The organism is Paraburkholderia sp. XV, assembly GCF_020177535.1.
Lineage (GTDB): Bacteria > Pseudomonadota > Gammaproteobacteria > Burkholderiales > Burkholderiaceae > Paraburkholderia > Paraburkholderia caribensis.
Window position 1 is genome coordinate 1 of the sequence record NZ_JAGUUD010000084.1, and the last position, 25,495, is coordinate 25,495.

The 25,495-nt window shown below is 64.5% G+C and carries 18 protein-coding genes; 4 read left to right on the forward strand and 14 right to left on the reverse strand.

Features of this window, described 5'->3' with window-relative positions; translation table 11 throughout:
- Window positions 1-144 precede the first annotated feature (144 nt).
- Complete coding sequence (locus KFO72_RS29970; RefSeq protein WP_225033659.1) at window positions 145-4,620, reverse strand: DEAD/DEAH box helicase; 4,476 nt, start codon at window positions 4,618-4,620, stop codon at window positions 145-147.
- Between the two features lie 443 nt (window positions 4,621-5,063).
- Here KFO72_RS29970 and KFO72_RS29975 point away from each other — a divergent pair, with 443 nt between their 5' ends.
- Window positions 5,064-6,119 (forward strand): aldo/keto reductase, encoded by a 1,056-nt coding sequence (locus tag KFO72_RS29975; protein ID WP_060606424.1) that lies wholly within the window; start codon window positions 5,064-5,066, stop codon window positions 6,117-6,119.
- Window positions 6,120-6,161: 42 nt separating this feature from the next.
- Here KFO72_RS29975 and pelG read toward each other — a convergent pair whose 3' ends face one another.
- The 12 genes from pelG to KFO72_RS30035 all read right to left on the reverse strand — a co-directional run bounded on the left by pelG (window position 6,162) and on the right by KFO72_RS30035 (window position 22,845).
- The gene (pelG, locus tag KFO72_RS29980) at window positions 6,162-7,532 is read right to left on the reverse strand and encodes an exopolysaccharide Pel transporter PelG (RefSeq protein WP_062916662.1); all 1,371 of its coding nucleotides are present in this window, start codon (window positions 7,530-7,532) and stop codon (window positions 6,162-6,164) included.
- 16 nt (window positions 7,533-7,548) lie between these two features.
- On the reverse strand, window positions 7,549-9,135 hold the full coding sequence (gene pelF / locus KFO72_RS29985; protein ID WP_225033660.1) for a GT4 family glycosyltransferase PelF: 1,587 nt from the start codon (window positions 9,133-9,135) through the stop codon (window positions 7,549-7,551).
- 25 nt (window positions 9,136-9,160) lie between these two features.
- Window positions 9,161-10,315 carry a tetratricopeptide repeat protein gene (locus KFO72_RS29990; RefSeq protein ID WP_060606433.1) on the reverse strand — a complete coding sequence of 385 codons (1,155 nt, stop codon included), beginning with the start codon at window positions 10,313-10,315 and terminating at the stop codon, window positions 9,161-9,163.
- The gene (locus tag KFO72_RS29995; RefSeq protein ID WP_224101117.1) at window positions 10,302-11,780 is read right to left on the reverse strand and encodes a PelD GGDEF domain-containing protein; all 1,479 of its coding nucleotides are present in this window, start codon (window positions 11,778-11,780) and stop codon (window positions 10,302-10,304) included. The genes KFO72_RS29990 and KFO72_RS29995 overlap by 14 nt, the downstream gene beginning before the upstream one ends.
- 58 nt (window positions 11,781-11,838) lie before the next feature.
- Window positions 11,839-12,390 carry a penicillin-binding protein activator LpoB gene (locus KFO72_RS30000; RefSeq protein WP_054934977.1) on the reverse strand — a complete coding sequence of 184 codons (552 nt, stop codon included), beginning with the start codon at window positions 12,388-12,390 and terminating at the stop codon, window positions 11,839-11,841.
- A gap of 21 nt (window positions 12,391-12,411) precedes the next feature.
- A complete protein-coding gene (locus tag KFO72_RS30005; protein ID WP_225033661.1) occupies window positions 12,412-16,320 on the reverse strand; it encodes a tetratricopeptide repeat protein in 3,909 nt (1,302 codons plus the stop codon).
- Window positions 16,295-19,207 (reverse strand): bifunctional glycoside hydrolase 114/ polysaccharide deacetylase family protein, encoded by a 2,913-nt coding sequence (locus tag KFO72_RS30010; protein ID WP_412101809.1) that lies wholly within the window; start codon window positions 19,205-19,207, stop codon window positions 16,295-16,297. Before KFO72_RS30010 ends, KFO72_RS30005 begins: the two co-directional genes overlap by 26 nt.
- A 241-nt stretch (window positions 19,208-19,448) precedes the next feature.
- Window positions 19,449-20,783 (reverse strand): cation:proton antiporter, encoded by a 1,335-nt coding sequence (locus KFO72_RS30015; RefSeq protein WP_054934974.1) that lies wholly within the window; start codon window positions 20,781-20,783, stop codon window positions 19,449-19,451.
- Window positions 20,784-20,805: 22 nt separating this feature from the next.
- Window positions 20,806-21,243, reverse strand: coding sequence for a DUF3175 domain-containing protein (locus KFO72_RS30020; RefSeq protein ID WP_176052373.1), 438 nt, complete (start codon window positions 21,241-21,243; stop codon window positions 20,806-20,808).
- 95 nt (window positions 21,244-21,338) lie between these two features.
- Window positions 21,339-21,845 (reverse strand): PRC-barrel domain-containing protein, encoded by a 507-nt coding sequence (locus KFO72_RS30025; protein WP_054934972.1) that lies wholly within the window; start codon window positions 21,843-21,845, stop codon window positions 21,339-21,341.
- Between the two features lie 68 nt (window positions 21,846-21,913).
- Window positions 21,914-22,054 (reverse strand): hypothetical protein, encoded by a 141-nt coding sequence (locus KFO72_RS30030; RefSeq protein ID WP_167352367.1) that lies wholly within the window; start codon window positions 22,052-22,054, stop codon window positions 21,914-21,916.
- A 116-nt stretch (window positions 22,055-22,170) separates the two neighbouring features.
- The gene (locus KFO72_RS30035; protein ID WP_054934971.1) at window positions 22,171-22,845 is read right to left on the reverse strand and encodes an HAD family hydrolase; all 675 of its coding nucleotides are present in this window, start codon (window positions 22,843-22,845) and stop codon (window positions 22,171-22,173) included.
- A gap of 287 nt (window positions 22,846-23,132) precedes the next feature.
- Here KFO72_RS30035 and KFO72_RS30040 point away from each other — a divergent pair, with 287 nt between their 5' ends.
- The 3 genes from KFO72_RS30040 to KFO72_RS30050 all read left to right on the forward strand — a co-directional run bounded on the left by KFO72_RS30040 (window position 23,133) and on the right by KFO72_RS30050 (window position 24,193).
- Complete coding sequence (locus tag KFO72_RS30040; RefSeq protein WP_054934970.1) at window positions 23,133-23,414, forward strand: hypothetical protein; 282 nt, start codon at window positions 23,133-23,135, stop codon at window positions 23,412-23,414.
- A gap of 60 nt (window positions 23,415-23,474) precedes the next feature.
- Complete coding sequence (locus KFO72_RS30045; RefSeq protein ID WP_062916653.1) at window positions 23,475-23,660, forward strand: hypothetical protein; 186 nt, start codon at window positions 23,475-23,477, stop codon at window positions 23,658-23,660.
- Window positions 23,661-23,899: 239 nt separating this feature from the next.
- Window positions 23,900-24,193 (forward strand): hypothetical protein, encoded by a 294-nt coding sequence (locus tag KFO72_RS30050; RefSeq protein WP_054934976.1) that lies wholly within the window; start codon window positions 23,900-23,902, stop codon window positions 24,191-24,193.
- Window positions 24,194-24,214: 21 nt separating this feature from the next.
- On the opposite strand, the gene KFO72_RS30055 is transcribed toward KFO72_RS30050, so the two are convergent.
- Complete coding sequence (locus KFO72_RS30055) at window positions 24,215-25,417, reverse strand: DNA topoisomerase IB (RefSeq protein ID WP_225033663.1); 1,203 nt, start codon at window positions 25,415-25,417, stop codon at window positions 24,215-24,217.
- Window positions 25,418-25,495: the final 78 nt, after the last annotated feature.

Consider the following 25,495-nt stretch of genomic DNA (forward strand, 5'->3'; position numbering starts at 1 on the left):
CAAAGAAAAGTAGGTGCCGCCCCGCACAGGGGCGACGCCTGAAGCGAGCTAACGATTCGCGGATGCCAGCGAAAGTACAAACCAAAACCAAACCAAACCAAAACCAAACCAAACCAAACCAAACCAAAACCAAACCAAACCAATTCAGTACCGCCTCGCGAGCCGCATCCTCATCACCTGCTTCATTTCGCCATCCGCATCATCGGGCAAAACAAACTCCCCAGCAACGAGCGACGCGACGGGAACCCCATCCCGATACAGCACGCGATTCCCCGCCACAGCGGGCACCTTACTACCGGGCAGCAACGTCCCGACCAGATTCAGCGGATCGCCCCCCGCAACACAAACAAAAGCACCGTCGTTCGCATGACGACGCACCTCACGCAACAGCGGAATCGCTTCCGGCAGCGCGAACTGCTCGCCCGCCAGACCGTTGACGAAGCGTCCGCCGCGCACTTGCCCACGCGCTTCGAGCCGCTGATAAACACGCAGCAGATCGCGCCACGGCGGCAGCCATTCAGCTTCGCGTTCCAGCAGCCGCCAGAACACGACGCCATAGCGCCGCAACAGCGCCATCGCGACATGCTCGATCACTTCCGGTGCAAACGTCGCCGCACGTCTGGAAGGAGGCGCAGCAGCTGCGTCATCCGGCACAGCGGCAACGGGCCGCCGCAATAGCGCCCACCGTCCCGCATCGTCCATGCCGCCGATCAACGCGCCCGCGCCGCGCGGACGGCGACTCGGATAGTACGACGCGTTGCGCTTCGCGACGGGCTTCAACAACGCACGCAGCCCCGCGAAACTGTCCGAATTGACGAGACCCGCCGCCACCAGCTCGCCGAGCGCGTGCTCCAGCTCGACGCGCAGCAAACGAACATCGCCCGATAGCTCGTCGAAAAACATCGCGCCATGCTGCGTCAGCGTATCGAACACCAGCTGCGCTTTCGGCGACAGCTCCGGCTGCTTCGACGTATCGAGCAGCGCGGTCCACACGGGCAGCGCGCGGCGCGGCAACAGCACGATGGGCGTGCTGCGCACCGGGCCGCTCGCGCCGCGCGCGCGATCCGTGAGCCGCGTCCAGACAATCTTCCCGGACCGGCACAGCTCGTCGAGCGATGTGATCGAATAGTCCTTCAGCCGCGCGGGCAAGATGTCCTCTTCCCATGCGCTCGCGGCCGCCTGAAAACCTTCGAGCTGATCGAGCACGGCGGCGAGCGCGTCGCGCCCTTCGCCGCGCGTATCGGGCGTGAGACGCTGCCATGCGAACAGGAAGCGCATGAAGTCGTGCCGCTCCACAGGCTCGATCTCGCGCCGCAAGCGCCGCACCGTATAGCGATGAATGCGCGCAAGCAGATGCCGCTCGCACCATTCTTCATCCGTGGCGCCCGGCGTGAAGCGTCCGCGCATCACATATCCTTCGGCTTCGAGACGCGTGAGCGCCTGCGCGGCAGTCGAAGCGGGCAGCGCAAGCGCGCGTGCAATCGACGCAAGCGGCAGCGGCCCGAATCCCGTTAGCCGCGCGCGCACCACGTCGACGAGCGCGTCGTCTTCTGTCCACGCTTCGTCGAAACCCTTAGGCGCACGCAGCGCGGGTTCGACTTCAGCTTGCGGATAGATCGCTCGCAGACATGTCAGCCGCTCGGCGGGCAGCCATAGCGCGTCGTGCTGCGCGATCTGCATGCGCGCGGCGTGACCTGTCTTAGCGAGTTCGGCGAGCCAGGCTGGCCAGTTTTCGTTGCGCTGCGCCTCGGCTTCCGTGATGCATGCAAGGCCCATCAGCGCTTCGTGCATCTCGTCGGTGTTGCGCACTTGCGGCCATGCTTCTTCACCGACACTCGCAATCGCGTCGGCATCGAGCGCGCCGAGATCGTCGGCGGATTCGGGGCCGCTCGTGTAGCGGCGATTCAGCACGGCCTGCGTGCGGCGTTCCTCGATCGGTGCATCGTCGAGAAACGCGTATGGCTTGGCCGTGAGGATTTCCGCGGCGAGCGGTGACGGCGCGGGTAAATCACGGCTCACGAGCGCGATCTGCCCGCCTTCGATCCGGCGCAGCAACGCGAGCCACCCATCCGTGTCCATCGCTTCGTGCAAGCAGTCGTCGAGCGTCTGGTCGACGAGCGGATGACTCGGCAACTCGCGCTCGCCGGCAATGTTCTCGAGGCACGCAGCCTGATCGGGAAACACGGTCGCCAGCAGATCGTCACTGCGCATGCGCTGCAACGGCGGCGGCGTCTTGCGGCCGCCCGTGTAGCGCGGCAAGGCGAGCGCCGTCGTCGCGTTCCAGCGCCAACGCACGCCGAACAGCGGCGCGTCCAGCAGCGCCTGGACCAGCACGTGTTCGGCCGTCGTCGAGCGCAGATAGCGCCACACTTCGTCGAGCGCGAAGCTGTGCGCGCCCGTCAGCGACAGCACGATCGCATCTTCCGTCGCGGCCGCCTGCAATTCGAAATTGAACGTGCGGCAAAAGCGCTTGCGCAACGCGAGGCCCCACGCGCGGTTGACGCGGCTGCCGAACGGCGTGTGGATCACGAGCTGCGTGCCGCCCGATTCATCGAAAAAGCGCTCCATCACGAGCGTGTCTTGTGTCGGCAGCGCGCCGAGTGCCTGGCGCGCGCGCGCCAGATATTCGACGATCTGGCGTGCCGCCGCTTCAGGCAGATGAGTCTGTTCGATGAGCCACGTTATCGCGGGTTCGAGATCGAGCGCAACCGTGGCCGTTTGCTCGGCGACGGTCGCGATGCCGTCGTGCGACCCGGAAAATGCATCGGTATCCGAGGCAACGGATGACGTGGTCTTTGCAACGGCAAGCCGCCGCTCGATCTCCGAGCGCAGCCGCGCGACGCCCGCCGACAATTCATCGCTGCGTCCCGGCGCTTCGCCGAGCCAGAACGGAATGTTCGGCGGCTGGCCTTGCGCATCCTCGACGCGCACGCGGCCGCTTTCGACGCGCATGATCCGGTACGACGCATTGCCGAGCTGGAACACGTCGCCCGCAAGGCTTTCGACGGCGAAGTCTTCGTTGACCGTGCCGATGTTGAGCCCTTGCGGTTCGAGCACCACCGTGTAATCGGCATTCTCCGGAATGGTGCCGCCCGACGTGACCGCGTAGAGCTGCGCGCCGCGCCGTCCGCGCAAGGTGCCATTGACGGCATCGCGATGCACGTACGCCGCACGCGGACCGTGACGGCTGGTGTAGCCTTCGGCGAGCATGCGCAACACGGCGTCGTATTGCTCGCGTTCGAGCGCGGCATAGGGCGCGGCGTGACGGAAGCGTTCGAACAGCGCGTCCTCGCTCCATTCGGCGTTGCAGACCTCGGCGACGATCTGTTGCGCGAGCACGTCGAGCGGCGCGCGCGGAATGTGCAGCAGATCGAGTTCGCCGCGCCGCACGCAATCGAGCAGCGCCGCGCATTCGATCAGATCGTCGCGCGAAGCGGGGAACAGCCGGCCCTTCGGCATGCCGCCCACATGGTGGCCCGAACGCCCGACGCGTTGCAGAAACGGTGCGATCGCACGCGGCGAGCCCATCTGGCAGACCAGATCGACGTCGCCGATATCGATGCCCAGTTCCAGCGAAGCCGTTGCGATCAGCACGCGCAACTCGCCGCGCTTCAAACGCTGCTCCGCGTCCAGGCGATGTTCCTTCGCGAGGCTGCCGTGATGCGCGGCGACGGCGTCCTTGCCGAGACGCTCGGTCAGATGCCGTGCGACGCGCTCGGCCATGCGCCGCGTGTTGACGAACACGAGTGTGGTGCGGTGTAGCGCAACCAGTTCGGCGAGGCGGTTGTAGACGAGCTCCCACGCTTCGTTCGACATCACCGCTTCGAGCGGCACGGGTGGAATCTCCAGCGCGAGATCGCGCTCGCGCACATGGCCGACATCGACGACTGCGCAGTCGGCGGGTTCGTCGCTGTCCACACTCGCGCCGCCGACCAGAAAACGTGCGACGGCTTCGATCGGCTTCTGCGTCGCCGACAGGCCGATGCGCGGCAGGCGCCGGCCGCACAGCGCATCGAGCCGCTCCAGCGACAGCGCGAGATGGCTGCCGCGCTTGCCGCCTGCCATCGCGTGGATTTCATCGACGATCACCGTGCGCACCGTCGCGAGCATCTTGCGGCCCGAGGCCGAGCCGAGCAGCACATACAGCGATTCGGGCGTCGTGACGAGAATGTGCGGCGCGCGTTTTTTCAACGCGGCGCGTTCCTGTTGCGTCGTGTCGCCCGTGCGGACGGCAGTGCGGATCTCGGGCACGGGCAAGCCGCGTTCGGTCAGTTCGTTCGCAATGCCTTCGAGCGGCGCTTGCAGATTGACGCGAATATCGTTCGACAGCGCCTTGAGCGGCGATACGTAGACCACCAGCGTTTCGTCCGGCAATACGCCGCCGTGCGCCAGACCATCGCGCACGAGTTCGTCGAGCGCGGCGAGAAACGCGGTCAGCGTCTTGCCCGAACCGGTCGGCGCGGCGACGAGCGTGTGCCGGCCATTGCGGATCAACGGCCATGCAGCGACCTGGGCGTCCGTGGGAGCGGCAAAGGCCTTCTGGAACCAGCCTGCCACGGCCGGATGGAAATCGGCCAGCGGGTCGGCCGGCCTGATGGCGGCGGAAGAGGCGGAAGTCATGACGTGGAAGATGGGGGCGGGGCGCCGCATATCCAGTGCGCGGCACACCGGGCCTGTAAAAACGGTTAGACCCGTCCAGTCTCGCAGGTTTCGCAGGCGCGCGCCGAGGCGAACGCAGACGTGCCGATAATGCAACTACCGGTCGGTAACTTCTAACACGCACCGGCAGCGCCGCTACCGCATAAGCCGATGCGCGGCAATTCCGCCGGCCTGTAGAGCAGGGCGCCGATGCTACATCCGCCAGACGCCCGCATGCCCGAAAAAATACGCCCGTGTGCTGAATGAAACCGCGATGAAAGCCTCCTCGAAAAGCTGTCCGGCCATCCATGCCGCCTCGCGCCAGACGGCCTCGAAAGCGATGTCAACCCACCAGCAGCATCGCCACGCATTGAGTATCCTGATCGACCCAGCACCGCATCATCACCCATCTGGAGTCTCAAACCATGCGATACAACCAGCTTGGCCGTACTGGCGTTTTCGTGTCGGAACTGTGCCTCGGCACGATGACCTTCGGCGGCACGGGCGGCATCTGGCAACACATCGGCGATTTGCAGCAGAGCGACGCCGAACGTCTGATCGGCCGCGCGATCGATGCGGGCATCAATTTCATCGACACGGCCGACGTCTATTCGTCCGGCGTCTCCGAGCAGATCACCGGGCAGGCGCTGAAGAACCTGAAAGTGCCGCGCGACAGCGTGGTCGTCGCGACCAAAGTATTCGGCCAGACGGGCGACTCCGCGAACGCGCGCGGCGCATCGCGCTATCACATCATGGACGGCATCAAGGCGAGCCTGCAGCGCATGCAACTCGATCATGTCGATCTGTATCAGATCCACGGCTTCGATCCCGCCACGCCGATCGAGGAAACACTGCGCGCGCTCGACACGCTCGTGCAGCACGGCCACGTGCGCTATATCGGCGTATCGAACTGGGCCGCGTGGCAGATCGCGAAGGCGCTAGGTATTTCCGAGCGCCTGGGCCTCGCGCGCTTCGACACGCTGCAGGCGTATTACACGATCGCGGGCCGCGATCTCGAACGCGAACTGGTGCCGATGCTGCAAAGCGAAGGCCTCGGCCTGATGGTATGGAGTCCGCTGGCGGGCGGTTTGCTGAGCGGCAAATACAAGCGCGACCAGCAAGGGGAAGCAGGCAGCCGCCGCACGACATTCGACTTTCCGCCCGTGAATCGCGAGCGCGCGTTCGATTGCGTCGACGCAATGCGCGCGATCGCCGACGCGAAAGGTGTCTCGGTTGCGCAAGTTGCGCTGGCGTGGCTGCTGCATCAACGCGCGGTGATGAGCGTGATCGTCGGCGCGAAGCGGGTCGAACAACTCGACGACAACATCGCCGCGACGAAGGTTGAGTTGAGCGTGGAAGAACTCAGGAAGCTCGACGAGGTGAGCCGTCTGCCGTCCGAGTATCCGGGCTGGATGCTGGAGCGGCAGGGCGATCCGCGTCGTCAGCAGATCGCTGAAGCGCGCTTTGGGAACGTCGTGTGAACGAACGATGAACCGCGCGGCGTGCCAGTTCACGCCGCGCTGTCATTGCAGCATGAAAGTCTCGTACTCCAGCGAGTCGAGCTTGCGATCGAGCAGATAAAGACTCGCGAGCACGACGAGCAGCAGCGAACCCGCAAAGCCATAGCCGTAATATGCGGGGTTCAACGACAGCGTGATCGCCGTGAACACCACGTTCGAAGCGACGAACGTGCCCACCAGCGACAGCACGATCTTGCGCTTGTCGAGATAGAAGAACACATTGATCGTGCCCATGAACACGACCTGCATGCTGGCCGCGATCACGTCGATATACAGCAGCGGCAGATACAGCGTCGATATCTGCAGCCATTGCAGCAGGATCGTGCCCGCCGCGAATAGCATCATCGCGGCGATCGCCTGCACTTTCATGATCTCCCAGATGCCGTTGCGCAACGCTTCGACCATCGCATTGCGCATGCGCTCGATGTGCTGCAACGACGCGCCTTCGCGCACCGCATCGTAGAACGCGTCGTAGTATTCGACGAAGTCCGTCTCGATACGCATCAGAAACACGGCCATGCCCGGAATGATCGCGAGATAGGCGAGAAACACGGGGATGTCATAAATGATCGACGCGCGCAGCGGACCGATCACCGGTTGCCCCGTGCCGGGCGAATACCAGAACATGAACTTGTCGGCCCAGATGCCGAGGTTGTACAGAAAGCCCGTCAGCATCAGCGCCGGGTAACGGTACTGCCTGCGGAACATTTCGAACGAGATGAAATGATCGCTGCGATAGTCGCGATAGATTAGCGCGAGCAGGCCCGCCAGCAGCACGGTCTGTCCGATGACGAATCCCGACAGCAAGCCCGTCAGGCCGAAACGGTTCAGCGCGAGCGCCGCACCCGTCGTCACCGCGTAGCCAATGAAGAACACGACGATGATCGACATGTACTGCTTCATGCCCGACAGAAAGATCGTCGCGATCCAGATGTTGCCCATCACGACGAAGCCCGCGAGCATCAGCAGGCGATACGCAGCGGTCTGCTGCGGAAAGAGAAAGACGACGGCGAGCCCGCCCAGCAATGTGGAAGCGGCCGTGACGATGAACATCACCGCATGAAAATTCGGCAGCACGAGATCGCGCCGCTTCTCGAACAGGCGGTCGGATGTGAAGCGCGTGTACGCAAGCTGCAACGGCCCCGTCAACACGAGCGACAGCGAAATCAGATACGTGACCGACACCTGGAACTGCGTGATCAATCCCGTAGGCAACACGAACGGAATGCTGAGCACGCCGATCAGCAGAATGCCGACGATCGACAGCACCCACGGCCCCGCGCCGATCAGGCCAGCGTACGTGTAAGCCTGCATCAGCCCCAGCAGCGTATCGCGCCGGAGCATCTTGCGCAGTTCGAAACCAATGCCTGCCATGGTCGCGTGTTCCCTTTCAGTGGGGCATCTGCATCAGAAGACCGGCTTCCGATGCGGGTGGATCGGCAAGATCCGCCTGCGCGGTGAGCCGCGCATACAGATCGCGATACGAGCCGACCATCTGATCCTGCGTGTAATAGCGCTCGACGCGCGCAATGCCCGCTTGTTGCGCGGCATGCCAGTTGTCCTCGTCGAGCAGATCGAGCGCGGCTTCGGCAAGCGCGCGGGGATCGGCAATCTGCACGACGCGGCCCGCCGCGCCGAGCGCCGCGTCGTCGCCCTCCAGCCCGTAGATCAGCTGGCGGCACGAGCCGACATCCGTCGTGACGGACGGCACGCCCGCCGCGAAGCCTTCCAGCACGACGAGCGGCAGCGCCTCCGAAATCGAACTGAGCACCAGCACGCCGCATTTCGGCAGCAATTCGTCGATCTTCTGGAAGCCGAGGAATTTCACCTTGTCGTTCAGGCCCAGACTTTCCACCAAAGCATGGCATTCCGCCGCATACGACGGGTCCTCGTTTTCAGGGCCGGCTATCCACGCTTCGGCATCGGGCATGCGGCGCACCACGGTCAGCATCGCGCGGATGAAGGTCTTGATGTCCTTGATGGGCACGACGCGGCCGATCAGGCACAGCGTCTTCGGCACGCCGGGCGCGCGCTGCGCGCGCAGTGGCGCGAGCTTCGGCAGATTCACGCCGTTGGGAATGTTGGCGGTTTTCGCTTCGGGCGCGCCGTCCAGGATCTGGCGCTGGCGGTTGCCTTCGTAGAGCGCGATGATGTCTTCGGCGGCGTCGTAGCACACGTGCCCGAGCGTTTCGAAGAAGCGCACCCACAGGTCGCGGAAATAACCGATCTGCGACACGTCGCGCTCGAAGATGCTGCGGTTGTCGCGTATCCATTCGCTCTGGAACAGATCGATCTTGCGTTCCTTCGTATAGATGCCGTGCTCCGACACGAGCAAGGGCCGTGCATGCCGATAGCGCGCGAGCGCGCCGAGAAAGCCCGCATAACCCGTCGATACCGTATGGAACATCTTCACGCGCGGCAGGCCCTCGGCGATCTTCGCGAGCTGCCACAGCGGCTTGTGCATGATGCGCACGGTCCAGAAGTAATCGACGAACGACGGGTCCGTGCAGAACTGCCGGTACTGGTCGGTCAGATACTGCCAGGCTTCCTTCGAATAAAGGAACGCGTCTTCGCCCAATGCGCCGCCGGGGCGCAAGTCGTTCAGCATGTCCTTGAGCATGCGGCCCGCCGCGTGGCGCATCGCCGGGTTGCGCAAGGCGTCGTGCAGATGCGCGGAGCGCATGAACGCGGACGCGTCGCCGCGCTGTTTGTGCACCAGCGGCGGCGGCGCGAAATCGTACAGATAGTGGTTCTCCAGATGCACGACGTTGTCGGGCAGCGCGTACTGCATCTTCGGATAGTCTTGCGGACGGCTGCCGAGAAAGCACAGCGCGAACGAATACTCGGGAAACGCGCGGATGACCTGGTTGACCCAGCTCGACACGCCGCCGCTGACATACGGGAACGTGCCTTCGAGCAGCAGGGCGATATCGGCGGAATCCGCATGCGGCAGTGACGACGTTGGGGGTGAGAACATGAGGGCTGCCTCAGATAGAGCGAGGTTACGCGGCGCCCGGGCCGCGCGGCTTCCAGAAATCGAGAACGGCGGCCAGCGTCGGCGTCGCGGCGCGGTTGTCGATTTCGGCGAGCAGCTTGCGCACGCGCGAGAAATCGCGGCGCAGGTATGCCGTTTCGGCAAGCCAGGGCAACATGCGCTCGCGCGGAAAGCCGCAATCGATCGCCCGTTGCAGCATCGTGTCCGCGCCGTCGAGATCGCGCCGCGCGATGGCAAGACGGCCGCGCAGACGCCACAGCGCCGCGTCGTTCGGATCGTGTTCGAGCGCGGCAGCCGCGAAGCCGTCGGCCTGATCGGCGGCATTGCGGTACACGTCGCCCGTCACGAGGTTTTCGTAGATCAGCTCGCTATACAGTTGCGCGAGCGTCCTGTTCGCGTGCGCCCGCTCCGCATCGCTCAGTTCGGGATGCAGCTTCACATCGAGCTTCGGACGTTCGACCAGTATTTGCTGCGTGAGCGTTTTCTCGCGGTTGTCGAGAATGCCGTACGCGAGCAGGCGGATATCGTCGAGCGGATCGGCGAGCATGCCTTGCAGCAGCGGCGAGACGGTGCGCGCGGGCATCGTCTGCATCGCGAGCAAGGCGGTCATGCGGAACGACGTGCCCGCGTCCGCGTTCTGCAATTCCGCCTTCAGACGCGCGCCGCGTCCATACGACACCGTGCCGATCAGATTCGCGGCGAACTCGGGTTCCTCGACGGGCACGACAGGCAACTGCGCGCGTGGCCGCGGCAACGCGGCGGCAATCGCGAGCGCGCCGATCGAGCAGAGTATCCCGCCGACGGGCACCGCGAAGTTCATAAACCACAGCGACGCGAGCAGGCCCACGCGCGGCAGCCGGTAGCGCGCGGGCATCATTTCCGCGAGACCGAGCGACGTTGCGAGCGCGGCGCAGGCCTGAACGAGCAGGCACAGCAGCATCGTCTGCGTGTTCAGATGCGCGGCGGCGCGCAGCGTCGCGGCGTCGGTGTCGACCAGACCGCCGAGCCATTCAGCGGACGTGTCGGGCATGCCGCGTGTCGCGATCATGAAGACGGCGAACTGCAACGCCAACCCGAGCGCGACGAGCAGCACGCCAACGAAGGTGATGCGCGCGCCCGCACGAGGGCTTCGGCCGGTCGTGACGCCGTCAGAAGCGGACATCGCAGCGCTCCAGCAGGCGCCGCAACGCGGCGATGGGTTGGTCGGCGGCCACGGCCATCGAATGCACGGCGACGCGCGCCGCTTCGAAGTCGACGCCGTATTGCGCGCGCAGATTCTCTTCGATCCGCAGCAGATAGCCGTCGACGGCGCTGTCGCCCGACAGCGGCATCAGCGTGAGCACCACGCGATGCTGTTCGTCGCGCAACGGCCACTGCACATCGAGCGCGCGGCGCGTGCGCAGCACGTGTTCGTACAGCGTCGTGCTGCGTTCATCGTTATGAAACACGAGCGCGACGATCGACGATTGCACCTGCGTATCGTGTTTCAGATGCACGAGCCGCGCATAGTCGAGGGCGAAGGTGTGCGGGCAAGTGGGGAAGGCCGCCAGCGTCTCGCGTGTGATCACGGCGTGCTGCACGCCGTCCGCATAGAAGTTGCAGAGCACCAGCAGGAACTGCAGGTTGTCGCGCGTGAGGGCGAGAAACGGCATGCGCTCGACGGCGAGCACGCCGACAGGGTTCTTCTGCGCATCGATCAGCGGCACGACGGCGACATAGCGGCTAAGCGACAGGTCCTGGTTCGCTTTCGATTCGACATGCACCAGCGTGCGGGTTTCGAGCGCTTCGCGCACGAGGGGATCGTCGGGATCGAACGCCGCTGGCGCGCCGATCGACGCGCCAGCGGCAGCCGCAGGCTTGCCGCCGCGCCATGCGTGCACGCTCGCGCTTTCGATCTGGCACGCTTGCGCAGCCGCTTCGAGAAACGGTTGCGCGCCGCGCAGATCGACGACGCCTTGCTGCGCCTCAGTGGGTTCCTGATTGAGGATCACGGTACGCAGCCGCGCGAGCGAATCGCGCAGCGTGGCGGGACGTCCGAGCAGATCCTGTTCGAGCCGTTCATGCGAGATGCGCAACATGAACTGGTTGCGCGTCAGAATGGACAGGCGTTCGGCGAGATAGTCGTTGGCGATGCGGCCTTGCCGCAAGCGCGTGATCCAGATGTCGCCGAATTGCCCGCACAGCATCGTGATGACAAAACCGCCGAGAAAGAAGCTCACGGGAAAGAGCCGCATGTGCGGCGCAGCCATCAACGCATGGGCGAGCGAAACGGGCGCGGACGCGCCGCCGTGTTCAGGGTACAGCACATACCACGAGGCCAGCAGGATCAGCCCGGAAAACACGCCCGCAATCGACCCGTAGCGCAGCGCGATGACGAGCGGCACGATCCAGATCCAGCCAAAGCCGCTCTGGACCAACAGCGGATCGGCGTGGTCGAAGGCCCAGCAGATGGCAATCGCGATCAACGTCGCGACAATCGTTTCGAGCGCGGCGACCGTGCGGCGACGCGCGGAGCCGCGCGGCGGCGCGATCACGCGGGCCCACCAGGAGCCCGCGCCGACGCTTTGCGCCTGGCGTCGCCGGTGCCGCCCGCGCGGCGCCGCGTGTTCGTTAGCCTGCGTGTTCATGGCGTTCGCCTTTAATCGAAGCCAGCTTCGATGATAGTCGTGCGGAGCAGGGCATGCCTCACCGCGCGAGCGGCGACAGCAGATCGCGCTCCAGCTTCTGCGCGACGCCCGACACGGCATCGCGGCTCCAGCCGGTGCGGCTGCCCGTGCCCGTCCACACGACCTTGCCCGTCTGCACGTCGATCACCTCGAAAGTGAGGCCCACGGCCGGCTCGCCGTCCACGCCGACCTTATAGCGCCATTCGTTGACGGCACCTGTCAGCGCATAGCGCGCATTCTGCTGGCGCGCCCAGTTCAGCGCGTTCTGCTGCGCGTCCGGTTTCGCGGCATCGAACAGCGTTTCGTCGTCGGCGCTCGCCGGGTAGCGCGACAGATTCGTATAGCCGTACGACGCGAGCAGGCTCTGTGCAATCGACGCCGCACGCTGCCCCGCCTGCGGCGTCTCGGTGTTGTTCGCGACAGGCAGAATCGCGAGACTGTCGGTCTTCGCAATGGCGGGCGGCGCGCTGCGATCGACGACGGCGCAGCCCGCGAGCGTGAGCGCGATCAACGCCAACGCCGATGCAAACAACGCCGGCGCGCGCGCGCGAAGGTTCTTGCTGTGGTCCATGTCATTCTCCTCAAAGGCTCTTCAATACAGATACCGATAGCGCACGCCGACTTCCTTCACGGAAGTCGAATGATTCGACGAGACACCCTGATAGGCGCCGTACAGCAGCATCTGATCGTTGCCGAACACGCTGCCCGCCATGCCGAGTTCCGCCTGGCCCGACCAGCCCGCGCGCGAGTCGCGGATCGGGCCGCCCGCGAACATCGGCCGCCATCCCTTCGAATACTGCTCGGGCAGATCGTCGCCGAACGAAAACAGCAGGCCGCCTTGCGTGAAGGTCTGCGGCATGAAGGCGGCGGCCGTGAACGGCGTGTTCTGCGGCAGCAGCACGCGCAGCGCGTCGCCCGGTGCGCCCGTCGCGTTGTACTGGCCGTGTGCGAAGACGGCGCGGATCGTGTAGTCGGGATAATCCGCCTTGATCTTGTAGCCGAGGTTCGCTTCGACGAGGCTGCCGTTGCCGAGGTACGAGCGGTCCTGGCCATGAAAGCGCGTGTACTCGTAGCGTGCGCCGCCGAACCAGTGCGGATCGAGCCGGTAGATGAAGCCGAGCGTCGCGAGGTCCTTGGTGCCGCCCACGGTCAGTTGCGTCGATTCCGTCGCGGCCTGGTTGTAGCCGAGCGCATAGGTCAGCGTGAGGCGCTGCGTGACGTTGTACGTGCCTTCGACGCGCGCCGTCGTGAAGTCTTCGAGCGCATTGCGGCGGCCCAGCGTGACGTGCTCTTCGTCATATTGACCCTTGTGGCGATAGATCGCCTCGGCGAGCCTGTCGTGTTTCGGCGCGTAGGCGAGTTGCGAGCCGTCCACTGTCTGGTCGCGCTGCTGATAGCGAAACTGCAGGTTCTGCGAAGGCGTGAGGCGCACGCTGCCCGTCGCCGATTCCTCGGTGAAGCGCAGCGACCCCTGATCGACGTAACGGAATGCGCCCGCCAACGCCTGCGCATTGCTGAGCAGTTGCTCGCGTGCCATCGCCTGCATCACTTCGTCGTTGGGCTCGCGCGTGAGCGAGTCGACCGCGCTGGTTTGCGCGGCAGACGTGCGCCCCGTGAGCGCCTGCGCATCGACGCGGTTCTGCCGCGGAATCAGATCGGGCAGCGTGTCGAGCAGGCGCGACAGTTCGTTGACGTCGCCGTCGTTGATCGCGAGTTGCGCTTCGGCGTAGATGGGACGCTGGCTGTGGTCGATGTATTGCTGTTCCAGCCAGGCGCGCTCCATCTCGGACGCCTCTTCGTTCTGCGCCCAGGAAATGGCCGCCTCGCGCGCGATGGCCGAATAGAGGCGCTGCCGCTTGCGGATCTCGTCCTGCTTCGCGGGCGGCAGCTGGCCGATGTCGCCAAGCTCGGACGCAGCCGCCTGAGCGTCGCCCGCGCCGTTGCGATCGGCGCGCAGCAGGTCGATCAACACCGCGCGCGAGCGGTCGCCGCTCGCATACAGCTGCGTGAGCGCGACATAGCGGCCGCGCAGATCGTCCTGCCCGGCGTCGGGCAACGGCGCGTCTTGCGACGGATCGCGCCGGCGGCGCGCCAGTTCCAGCCAGACCTGCTTGCGCACGCGCCACGCTTCATCGACGCGGCCGTTGAGTTCCAGTGCGTCCGCGAACGTGAGACGCCACAATGCGCTGTGCCGTGCTTGCGCGGCCTGCTTGTGCAGATAATGCAGCGCCTTGCGCCCATCGCCGAGCCGCAACCAGGCTGCGCCGTACGCGGGCCATAGCTGCGGATCGTTCTCCGCGTCGCCTGCGTAACGCCGCAGTGCCGCGAGCAGGGCGGCATCCGTGCCGCGCTCGTTCAGCACCCAGATGTGGGCCGCGCGCGCTTCCGGGTTGTTCGGATCGAGCGCGGCGGCGCGTTCGATGTCGCGCAGCGCGGCATCGTTGGCGCCTGTTTGCCGTTCGTATTCGGCGCGTGCGAGCAGGAACGTGGCCGACTGCCCGGCCGCATCGAGTTGCGCAGGCGTGAGGGAGGCGAGCAGGATACCGATGCGGCCCCACGCATGCGCGCGCTGATAGCCATACAACGCTTCCGACAGCATGCGCGGCGGGCCGCCATGACGATACGCATATTCCGCGAGACGGCCCGCGTCGAGCGGCGACGCGTTGAAGAAGTTCGTCATCGTCTCGTAGTCTTGCGGGCCGGCCTTGCCGCCCGCGATCAACTGGCGATAACCGAGCCGCGCATCGCGCGTGTTTTGATTGGAGTCGGCGAGCAGTGCGTAGAAGCGCCAGAATTCGTCATTCGATGCAGACGCACCGCGCTTCGCTTCGTTCATCGCGGCGAGCGCGGCGTCGAACTGCGTGCGCGTATAGAGCATCGTGCCGATCTTCAATCCGTAGGCTGCGTTTGGCCCATATTCGCGTTCGAGATCGCGCCACATGCGTAGCGCAAGATCGTCGTCGCCCTTGCGTTCGGCGACTTGCGCGTAGCGTTCCATTGCCTGGCGGCGCAACGGGCCATTGAAGCGCGTGCGTAGAAAGCTCAACGCGGCATCGGGATCGGCGATGCGTTCGTACGAGAAGACGACGGCATCGAGCAGCTTCAGATTTTCCGGTTGCTGGCCAGCCTGATGCAGCGTGACGGCGAGCATGGCGGCGTTGTCGTTGAGCCCGGGCGCGAGACGCGCGATCTTTTTCCAGTCGTCTTCGGTGCCGCGCATCTTCGCGATCGCGAGGTAGTTGGCGAGCGCAACGTCCTGACGCCGGTTCCATTCGGCCACCTGCGCGAGACGCTCGCGCCATGGAATCGACTGCGGATCGCGGTCGACGGCCGTTTGCGCGATGCGCTGCGCGTTCGCGACATCACCGTTCGCGAGGAACACGCGATACGCGAGTTCATAGTCGGCCGCGGTGGCGTCGCTCGCGGGCGCTGTCGTGGCAATGCGTACCACGCGGGCGGTGGTTTGCGTGCCGGACGCGTCCTTGAGCGCATGGCGCAGCGCTGCGCCGCGCGACGCGTGCGGACGATACCACGCCGCGCGCAGCCATACGCCGCGCGCCGTGCGATGCTCGACCGTGCCCGGGTCCGTCGCGCGCCTGGGCACGAACGACACCCGCCGCGAACGCGCCGGCTCATGATCCAGCGCGGACATCTTCATCAATCGCTTCACGTACTTCGAAGCGAGATCGGGACGCCCCGCAGCCAGTGCGAGATTGGCGAGCAAGCGCAGCGTTTCAGGATCGTCGGCGAGATCGCCGATGTGCTGGTCGGCCGCCTGCATCGTCGCGGGCATGTCGTTGCCCGATTGCAGCGCGCGCAAACCGGCGATGAACGCGGCGCGCTTCTCATCGCGCGTGGTGGCCTGCGCTTGTACCGCGAACCACGCCTCGGCGGCTGCGCGATGCTGCCGGTTGCCCAACTGTGTTTGCGCGAGCTCGGCCAGCCACCTGCTCGCGTGCTCCCGATCGGACTGCGCGAGCAGCGTGTAGTAGCGTGCGGCGAGCGCGTTGTCGTTCAGCCCGCGCGCCTGCTGCGCAAGCATCTTCAATTGCTCGTTGTCCCACCTGTAGTCGAGCGCTTCGCGCAGCAGTGCATCGAGTTCGGCAAGGCGCGCGGACCGCGCCGGGTCATTCGGTTTCAACGAATACAGCCGCTGCTGCGCGAGCGACAAGCGAATGGCCAACGCGCTTTGCCGCGCGTTCGGGTCGTTGGAATGCGACAGACGGTCGAGGATGCGCGTCGCATCCGAGATACGCTGCCCCTTCAGATATTCACGCGTGAGTTCGGAGAGCACTTCCGCGTTGTTCGGATCGACGCGCAGCCATGCTTCCAGATAGGCGATCGTGAGACTGTCGACATTCGCGCCTTCGAGCAGCCGCGATTCGATCCTCTCGCGCGGAAAGGCGAGCGCGAGCATCACGCCGACCAGCAGGCCGAGCACGAGGATCACAGCGGGCGAAAAGAGCCGCTGCCGCTCAGGTGTCGCAGGCGACGTCGACATGCAATTGGCGATAGTCGTTGGTGGAACCGGTCACGGCACGCTTCGTCACGCGGCATGCGCCCGCGTTGGCGACGCGGAACATCGGCGCGACGTGCGAGCGCAGATCGAACGAAAAGCCGTTGCGCGTGCTCACGAAGTGGTCGAGCATGCCGTTGGCTTCGGCGAGATAGGGCACAGGGCGCGCTGCGGACTGGTCGATCACGGCGAAACGTGCAATGCCGTCGCCCGTCAGGTGCACATAGGTGCCGCCCGGTCCCGGCAGATAGCCTGCGACACCTGTTGCATTCGACATGTCGGGCACCTTGCCGGCGGGAAGCCGCACGGTGCGCAGATTCGCCTCGTTGCGCACGACCCAGACGTTGCTGCCCGGCTCCTGATAGATGCTGGTGTCGAGCCAGTCGAGCACCTTGCGCGCGTATTCGGAGGTGAAGACGGGAGTGACGGGTTGCCTGAGCACGGTATCGAAGATCTGCCTCAGCGCTTTCATCGACGCGTACTTCGTGCCCGTGAACATGTGGTAGTAGATGTCCATTGGCTTGAAGCGGATTGGCTTGTCCGTCATCGCGAACGTTTCGAGCACGCGAGAAAAGCCATAGAACGGCCCATGCCAGAGGTCCGTGTACGGCTCTTCGTTCTGATTGGGCGCGAAGATCTGGTAGTAGCCGTTCTTCATTACGCCAAGCGGCGCAATCGCGGCCCAGCTCGGAAAGCTCTTCGTGATCAGCGTATCGCCGCCGTTCAGGTTCAGCACGCCCGCTTCGTACGCCGCCTTGAGAACGGGCGAGGGCACCTGGCAATCGCCGCTCCACAGGACCATGCGCACGGGCTTCGACGCGGGCGCGACATTGCGGTCGATATAGTCGATCGAGCCTTTGATCTCGCGGTCGATATTGAACCGGTAGCCGGGAATGTCGATGGACAGGCCGCTGCTGTTCGTCTGGCTGCCGCCTTCGGCCGGCGTATCGCCGGAGTCGGCGACACCGAGCCCGGTGACCCGCATCCATCGAAGCGGGTGCGTATAGGTATGCGTCGCGACTTCGACATTCGGTAATTCGAAGATCCGTCTGCCGATCGTGCGCAGGTGCGGCGCGAAGCTTTTGAACGGGCCTTCGTCGCTCACCTCGCCTTCGATCAGCGAGACGGTGGTGGGCATGCCGGAATCGCGCAACAGCGCATACAGCATGTCGCCCGAGTATTGCGGCGTGACGTCGGTGTTGGCCGGCGTGGAGGTGGTGTACTCAGCGCGCGAGGCGAACCCGTCGCCGTCGATATGCGACATCAGCAGGCGCCGCCCGTTTTCCGTCGTCGTGTCCGGCACAGGCATGTCGTTGTTCAGGCGCAAGGCAGTGCGTAGAAATTCGACAGGTTGCGCGACCCAGCGCGCCTGATTGACGGCATCCAGCTGGTACACGCCGAAGGGGCGCATCGCATAGCCGCCCCAAGGCGTGATGCCTGCACCGTCGATCACGAAGCCGCCCGAGCGCAGCCGCAGCAGTGAACGGCTATGCGGCCCGACACGGACGGGCGTGAAATCCCGGGCAAGCGGATGCGGCTTCATTTCGAAGCCCATCAGCTTCGGATCGTAGGATTCGACGTCGAGCTTGCCGTTGGACGGCGCGCCTGCCACCGTTTCGAGATCGAGTTTGTTCGCGAGATCGGCGTCCATCTGCGTGCCGAAAGTCGTGAATACGGCAACGGGAATCTTCGCGTCGATCTGCGCCATGAGCCAGTCGCGATACGCCTTGCTGTTCGGCACCGGGTTTTCGAGCCACAGCACGATGCCCGCATAGCGGTCGCGCAGATCGCCTTCGGGCATGGGGTCGCGCGCATCGCGATAGTCGATCCGGTAGCCCAGATAGTTGAGCGGCGTGGCCAGAAAGCGCACGCCGGGCGACACGTTCAGGTCCGTGTGCAGCGGCGGGTCCTGGATCACCAGAATGCGACGCTTGACGGGTTCGACCGCGCCGACGCCCATCGTCGCCAGCGCGCCGTCTGTTACGTAAGGCACGATGCCTTGCGCCCTGATCTTCGCGACGGTGTCCTGCTGGCAGGCGCGATCGGCGGGCGCGCAGTAGTCGATCGAGATGACGGGAAGGTGATATTGCTCGCGTATTGTCCGCGCCTGTCCGAGCAGCCATGCGCGGTCCGCTTCGGAGACTGCCGTATAGCGCTGCTGCGCCTGATCCCAGCCGCGATACAGCGACTCGAACGCAACCGCGTACACGAGGTCGTGCACCTGCGGGAGAATCTCGAAGCCGCGATTGAAGATCAGTTTTGCAGCGGGATAGCGCGCCTTGATCGCGCGGATCACATTGGCCAGCCCTTGCGTCTGCCGTGCGCGTGCTTCGTCGGTCTTCGCGACGAGTTGCCACGAATCCATCGTGTCGAGAAAGAAGCCGCGATAGCCTTTGTCCCAAAGCGGTTTGATGACATGATCGACAAAGAACGCGGGCCATTCGGGCTGGCTTTGATCGATCACGCGAGATGCCCACGCTTCATTGCTTCCCGCCAGCCAGTTCTTCGGCAGATCGGCGTAATAGCTGCGCGAGGGCAGCACTTCGCCGACGCTCGCATAAGCGAACCACGTGGTATGCGGCAAGCGATGCGCAAGCGGATCGAAGCCGCTTTCAGGTTCGATGACGGCTGCGTCGAATGCAGAAAGCATTTCGACGGGCGGTGACTTGCCGTAATAGAGCGCAAATGACGGTTGCGTGACAGACGGGGTAGTGTCGTCGGCAAAGGCGGAATGAACGGACAATGCCAATGCAACGACAAGCAGACCTGGCATGCGAATTTGCTGCAGGCGGACGGTTCGGATCGCCTGGCACACTCGCGCGAATGCGAAAATGATTTTTCTCAAATAATGATGCGATTCGCTTAACGTCATTGACAGAGAGCTGTTCTGCTAATCTGAACGGGCAGATTGATGTTGTGACGTCTTGTTCTCATCAATTGCGTCAGCGGCTATCATAGACAACATTCAGGTGTCCGCCTAGCCTCGTTCTTGCTTGAAAGCGCCCGCTGTTGCGGATACGGCGCGTGTTCAAAAAGTGACGCGCTTTTGTATTCGTGAAGCATAGGGGTTTATGCTGAGGCGAATAAAACGCTTAAAGCTATTTTGAGTGGAATTAGCGATCCGGTTTTCGGATACGGTGATACCAGTTCATCAGCGGCGTTGCGCTTATGCCATGCACGATGACGGAAGAAGTGATGACGGCGAGTGTCAACGGCACGAGGGGCAGGAGGTCTTGCATGTGACGTTGCTGCATCGACTCCAGGGCGAGCGCGAGATAGTAGAAAGACCCGATGCCGCGTATGCCGAACCAGCTCATCAAGCGGCGCTGCGCATGCGCGGCACTCGACCCGAGCAATGACGCTTCGACGGCGATGGGCCGCACCACGATAAAGAGCGCCACGATCAGCACCACGCTGTGCCACGTGAAGAGCGATGCGCCAGAAGTCGCGAGCACATTGCCGACGATCATCATCACCGCGACTTCGGCAATGCGTTCCAGTTCAATGGTGAAACCGAGCACCGATTCGGCCATGAAGGCATGGGCCTTTTGCGGATCGGAGGCCGTCGCGCCCACATCTTCCGAATCGACCGTGCCGATCGCTTCGCGCGCCGACCGGCCGCCGCTCGCGCGATGCTCGACGCTGCGCATCGCAACGCCCGCGGCAAAGACGGCAACGAAACCATTGCAATGCACGAGCAGGGCGGCGCCGTAAGCGAGTCCGATCAGCCCAAGCGCAAAGAAGCCTTCGAGGCCGAGTGCCTGTGCGTGCCGCGTGCGTAACCATGCGACCGACCGGGTGGTTACCCAGCCGAGTAATCCGCCCGTCACGAGGCCGCCCGGAATCCCCGCGATTGCTTCGAATGCGATGCGCCAGCCGCTCACGTCGTCGCCGCGCGCCGGGCCGGATGCGCATAGGGCGAGCCCCAGTAGCACGAACGGCAACGCGATGCCGTCGTTGAGTCCGCCTTCGCCCGATAGCGAAAAGCGCAGCAAGTCCAGATCGTCGGAATCCTGGACGCCGACGTCATGCGCGAGCACGGGGTCGGTCGGTGCAAGCATGGCCGCGAGCAGTAACGACGGACCCCAGGCGAGATCGAGCAGCAGTACGCCGACCAGCGTGAGCAGCGGTATCGTCAACACCATCGCGACGAAGCCGAGCCGCAGCGGCAAGGTCCACATGGGCGCAAGGAGCGGCAGTCGCAGACGCAGTCCGATCGCGAACAGCGATACGAGCAGGGCGACTTCCGTGATGGGGCGCAGTATGTGCGCGTCGCGGGCGAGATCGAGTTGCAGCAGGCCGAGTCCGGACGGCCCGAGCGCGTAGCCGATGACGAGGTAGAGCATCGCCGCCGACAGCGGCAGGCGCTTGAACGTCGTGGCGGCGACGCCCATGAAGATCAGCACGCCGCCGACGATCAGATACCACCACACAGTCTCGTCGTGCATCAGCGGATGGCGCGCGACGCATTCATGGCGCGCGGCCGAACGCTTCGCGCAGCTTGCGTTTGGCCTGCTCCAGCGTGCTCTTGCGCGATTTGGGCAGGTTGCGGCCTGCGCGGTTGATATAGAAGTTCAGCATCGACATCGCGGACTGATACGGCGTGCCTTTGCGCCGTTTGCTATGCGTCGACGAGCCTTTCAGCGATTGCGCGATTTCATCGGCAGTCCCGGTTTTGAAGATGTCCTTTTCGATGTCCATCGCGTCGCTGGTTTCCATCACGTGGTGCGACCAGTACTTCGAGTTCTTCCCCGAGCGGCCCGATGCCGCCGTTCGCGCGCGGTGCGCAGCCTTCGCCTGAGAGTGACGCTGGCGCGGCGGACGGCCGCCGCGGGCGCGCGTCGACGCGTGCGCCACGGTCGCTTTCTTCGCGCGGGATGTCCCGCTGCGTTTGCTGGTGGTAGCCATGATGTTCCCTATAAATGGAATCCGCCCGCCAGGCTGGCATCGCGTAGCGAGCGGACGGCGCTGCGTTCGGTCGTGTCGACGCAGGCTGGCGGGCTCTATAGCTTCACGCCGCCCGCTTCGGGCGCATCCGACGAGCCGGGCGCGACGTCGCCGACGCCGAACTCATCGTCTCTGCCGCCGCCTCTGCCCCAATAGGGTTCGCGTCCGTAGTATTGATGGATCGAGGTGGCCCATGTGGAATCGGCCATCGACGGCCAATGATCCTTGTCGAAGCCTGGCGCGTTCTTCACGCTTTCCGTCGGCATGTCGAGCAGGAAGCACTCGCGGTCCACGTCGAGCGTGAGCGCGCTCCATGGGATCGCAAGCAGCTTGTCGCCGATGCCGAGAAACCCGCCGCTCGACAACACCGCGTAGGCGATGCGCCCCGAGCGGACGTCGAGCATGATGTCCTTAATCTTGCCGATGTCGTCGCCGTCGGCGCTCAATACCTTGTCGCCGTCCAGCGTATCGGCGGCCATCACTTCGGGGCCCGGCCCGCGGCTTCTGCCGCGACTCGTGCCGACGATATCCGCGCCACCTCGTGTCTGGTTCTGCAATGTCATGATGGTTCTCCCTGTGTTGGTCCGTATGAAGCATGCGTACAGCCGCTATCGAGCAACCGCTATTCCGCTCAACCGTCTTCGCCTACTTCGACGGGATCGGGCAAGTCGGGCAGATCTTTCGACGTGTCGGGCGGTTCCGGTTCGCCGCGCGGCGCATGGTTGTCCGGGCGGGCCGTCGAGTTGTCGGGAGAAGTCGGGTCGCGGGTCATGTTGGCGCTCCTGTCCATGAGGATGTTCATGACAGAAGCGGTGCACGTGGCGTGCCACGCGGCACGCCTTGCAGTGTCGGACGAATGCGAACGGCCTTGAGTACTCAGGGACGTATTCAGGGACGCGCGGCGATCTCGTCGAGATGTTCGAGCAGATCGGCAGGGTCTTCGTAGACGCGCAGCGCGCCCGCACGTTCAAGTTCTTCCTGGCCGTAGCCGCCCGACAGCAGGCCCACGCCCAGCGCGCGGCAGCGGCGGGCGGCCAGCATGTCCCAGATGCTGTCGCCGACCACGACGGCGTGCTCGATCTGCACCTTCAACCGCTGCGCCGCGGCGACGAACAGGTCGGGATCGGGCTTCGCGTATTTGACGTCGTCGCGCGTGACGACGACCGTCTTCGACGGATCGACGCCGAGCGCTTCGAGATTGACGGCCGCCGTTTCCATGCGGCCGCTGGTCGCGATCGCCCACGGCGTACCGCTTTCCGTCAGCGCGGCCAGCAGCGCCTGCGCGCCGGGCAGCGGACGCACTTGTGCATGCAGTTGTCTGTAAGCGCGAGCATGCGCGCGCCGCAAGCTCTCGACACGCTCCGTGCTCATGTCGCCGCCCGTCTCGCGCAACAGTTGATTCGTAAAGAGCCCGCCGCTCATGCCGATCTTGCGATGAATGCGCCACACGGACAACTCGATGCCTTCTTCGTCGAGCGCTTCCTTCCATGCGAGCACATGCTGATACACGCTGTCGACGAGCGTGCCGTCGAGGTCGAACAGAAAAGATGTCGAAATACGCATGAAGTGTTCTCCTTGGGCTGAATGGCATGCAACGCAACCACCATATTGCGCCATTTAACGCACGAAAGATTTACGTCCTCTTTGTAATTATCAGACGCAGCGAGTCCATGCGTGCGTCGCCGCGATATCCGGCCGTGCATGAAAGGCCGCTGCGAAGTGGCGTTTTCAGGCCGCCAGACGGCGACGCGCGCGCTTCGCAGGGCACACCGCTTGCTCGACCGGATGGTGACAGTTACAGGATTTTCGCGGTCGTCAGCCGCTTTCATTTCCACTCAAAGGGGTACCAGATGAAGACCAGAACGACATGGATCGTGGCGGCATTGCTCGCATTGTCGGGAAGCGCTTTTGCACAGGGCGGCGGCACGGGCAATGGCGGCGGTGCGGCGGGCGGCGGCGGCAACGGCGCCGGAATGAGTTCGTCGGATCAGACGGGCGCCGGGATGGCGGCGTCGGGCACGCATGCGTCGTCGAAGATGCACCACAAGAAGTCGACCTCGCACACGAAGCCCGCCACGGATACTACCAATATGCCGGGCGCCGACGCGAGCAGCGATACGAAGGGGCAGTAATCTCACCGACATGTCCGGCGCGAAGTCGGCGCCGGAACTGCAACGCAGACAGGAGAAACCATGACGAAGGCAGCTTTGAAGCATCTGTTGCTCGTGCTTGCCGTCGTGTCGATGTCACTCGGCGCGGGCTGCAAGAAGGCGGACAACAGCACCACCGACACGGCCGCGGGCGCCAGCGCGCCGGCCGCAACGGATAGCGCCATGGGCGCGAGCGGCGCCGCGGCGGCGTCGGGCGCAAGCCACTAGCACGGCGCTCGCGACGCGCGGCGCGGGGCAAGATGGCCGTGCAACCGCGCGTCGAGGGATGGATTCGACGCTGTGCTGCTTCATTGAGGACTTGAAGCACGCGGCACAACGGCGGCACGTAGCGATCCGCAGCGCGGACGGAGCCCGCAACCGCGTTCCGTTCGACCGGCGATCCGATTTTGCGCGGCACGGCGATCGGCCGACGCAACACACACGACGCCGCATGTGGAGGTAATGCGATGCGATCGAGGATTCACTATCAGAGCAACATCTGCGGCGGCGATTTTCAGCACGTTAAGGATTGCTTCCATGAGTGGAAGCAGCAGCCGCTCGTGTACCGGATGAGCCAGCATATGTTCGAGGGCAAGCGCGAAGTGCGGCCACTGGGTGGCGATTGCGTATTCGAAGATGCGGAGGTCGCGCAGCGTACGCTCGCGAATACGTGCGGACCCGGCGATAGCTATGCGCTCGCCGCGCAGATCCACAGCGCAGAACGCGACATGTGGCTGGTCATGGCGGCGTACGAGGAGTAAGGCGGCAAGGCAACCCGGGGATCAGGCGGTAGGGTCGGCGCGCCTGCGTGCGTTTGCCCGCTTGCGCAGTGCGCTCGACCTGGTGAGCAGCGTTGCGAGTCGCGCGCTTTCGACATCCACTGACGCAGACGTCTTGCCGCCCTTGCGCGCGCCGCGGCGTGCCAACCGCGCGCGCTTTTCGAGCTGGGCGAGCAATGCGGCGAATGCCGCTTCGTCGACCTTCATGTGACGCTTTGTGCGCTGTGGCAGCAGGCTCTGCAATTCGCCTGCTTCAAAGGCCGCGATCACCTCCGGGTGGATATAGCAGCGTTTGCAGACAGCAGGTGTGTTGCGCAATAGCATGGCCACTTCTTTCACGGTCGCGACGACGTGACGGCGCGTGTCGGCGGCGCTTTCGCACACCAGCTGGCGCAGCGCCGCCATCGCATACACGCTGCCTGCCCACGTGCGATAGTCTTTCGCCGAAAAGTCCGCGCTGCTGATATCGCGCAGATACGCATTGATGTCGGCCGAGCCGATCGTATGGCGGGCGCCGTCGTCGTCGATGTACTGGAAGAGGTCGTGGCCCGGCAACTCCGCGCACTTTCGCACGATGCGCTTGACACGCGCATCGTCGACGCTCACGTCGTGCTCGATGCCGCTTTTTCCCGCAAAACGGAAGCGCACTTCGCCCGCGCGAATCTTGACGTGCTTCTTGCGCAGCGTGGTGAGCCCATAGGACTGGTTGTCGCGTGCATATTCGACGCTCCCGATCCGGATCAGCGTCGTATCGAGCAGATGCACGACGGCCGCGATCACCTTCTCGCGCGGCATGCCGTCACGCGCGAGATCGCGTGCGACTCGCGCGCGGATCTTCGGCAGCGCGTGCCCGAACGCGGCCATGCGGCCGAACTTGTCGGCGTCGCGCGTTTCGCGCCATTGCGGGTGATAGCGGTACTGCTTGCGGCCCCGCGCATCGCGGCCCGTTGCCTGGATGTGGCCGCGCGGGTCGGGGCAGATCCACACATCGGTATAGGCGGGCGGTATCGCGAGCGCATTGATACGCGCAATCTGCGATTCGTCGTCGATGCGTTTGCCGTCCAGATCGAAATAGACGAACGCGTTTCTGAGCTTTTTGCGCGTGTAGCCGGGGCGCGTGTCGTCCGCGTGCCGCAGTCCCGCGGGCATCGGGGTGGAAAGTCCTTTGGCGATCGCATCGATCGCGTTGCGTGTCATCGTTTTCATTCGCGGGTTTCCGGTCTTCGGTGACGGACATGCATTCACGCGCTAGCTCCGTGCAATAGCAATGCCTGAACCGTCGTC

Bases quoted from the DNA above. Each gene is read 5' to 3' on its own strand.
- KFO72_RS29970 (WP_225033659.1), bottom strand. From the start codon at position 4,620: ATGACTTCCGCCTCTTCCGCCGCCATCAGGCCGGCCGACCCGCTGGCC.
- KFO72_RS29975 (WP_060606424.1), top strand. From the start codon at position 5,064: ATGCGATACAACCAGCTTGGCCGTACTGGCGTTTTCGTGTCGGAACTG.
- pelG (WP_062916662.1), bottom strand. From the start codon at position 7,532: ATGGCAGGCATTGGTTTCGAACTGCGCAAGATGCTCCGGCGCGATACG.
- pelF (WP_225033660.1), bottom strand. From the start codon at position 9,135: ATGTTCTCACCCCCAACGTCGTCACTGCCGCATGCGGATTCCGCCGAT.
- KFO72_RS29990 (WP_060606433.1), bottom strand. From the start codon at position 10,315: ATGTCCGCTTCTGACGGCGTCACGACCGGCCGAAGCCCTCGTGCGGGC.
- KFO72_RS29995 (WP_224101117.1), bottom strand. From the start codon at position 11,780: ATGAACACGCAGGCTAACGAACACGCGGCGCCGCGCGGGCGGCACCGG.
- KFO72_RS30000 (WP_054934977.1), bottom strand. From the start codon at position 12,390: ATGGACCACAGCAAGAACCTTCGCGCGCGCGCGCCGGCGTTGTTTGCA.
- KFO72_RS30005 (WP_225033661.1), bottom strand. From the start codon at position 16,320: ATGTCGACGTCGCCTGCGACACCTGAGCGGCAGCGGCTCTTTTCGCCC.
- KFO72_RS30010 (WP_412101809.1), bottom strand. From the start codon at position 19,207: ATGACGTTAAGCGAATCGCATCATTATTTGAGAAAAATCATTTTCGCA.
- KFO72_RS30015 (WP_054934974.1), bottom strand. From the start codon at position 20,783: ATGCACGACGAGACTGTGTGGTGGTATCTGATCGTCGGCGGCGTGCTG.
- KFO72_RS30020 (WP_176052373.1), bottom strand. From the start codon at position 21,243: ATGGCTACCACCAGCAAACGCAGCGGGACATCCCGCGCGAAGAAAGCG.
- KFO72_RS30025 (WP_054934972.1), bottom strand. From the start codon at position 21,845: ATGACATTGCAGAACCAGACACGAGGTGGCGCGGATATCGTCGGCACG.
- KFO72_RS30030 (WP_167352367.1), bottom strand. From the start codon at position 22,054: ATGACCCGCGACCCGACTTCTCCCGACAACTCGACGGCCCGCCCGGAC.
- KFO72_RS30035 (WP_054934971.1), bottom strand. From the start codon at position 22,845: ATGCGTATTTCGACATCTTTTCTGTTCGACCTCGACGGCACGCTCGTC.
- KFO72_RS30040 (WP_054934970.1), top strand. From the start codon at position 23,133: ATGAAGACCAGAACGACATGGATCGTGGCGGCATTGCTCGCATTGTCG.
- KFO72_RS30045 (WP_062916653.1), top strand. From the start codon at position 23,475: ATGACGAAGGCAGCTTTGAAGCATCTGTTGCTCGTGCTTGCCGTCGTG.
- KFO72_RS30050 (WP_054934976.1), top strand. From the start codon at position 23,900: ATGCGATCGAGGATTCACTATCAGAGCAACATCTGCGGCGGCGATTTT.
- KFO72_RS30055 (WP_225033663.1), bottom strand. From the start codon at position 25,417: ATGAAAACGATGACACGCAACGCGATCGATGCGATCGCCAAAGGACTT.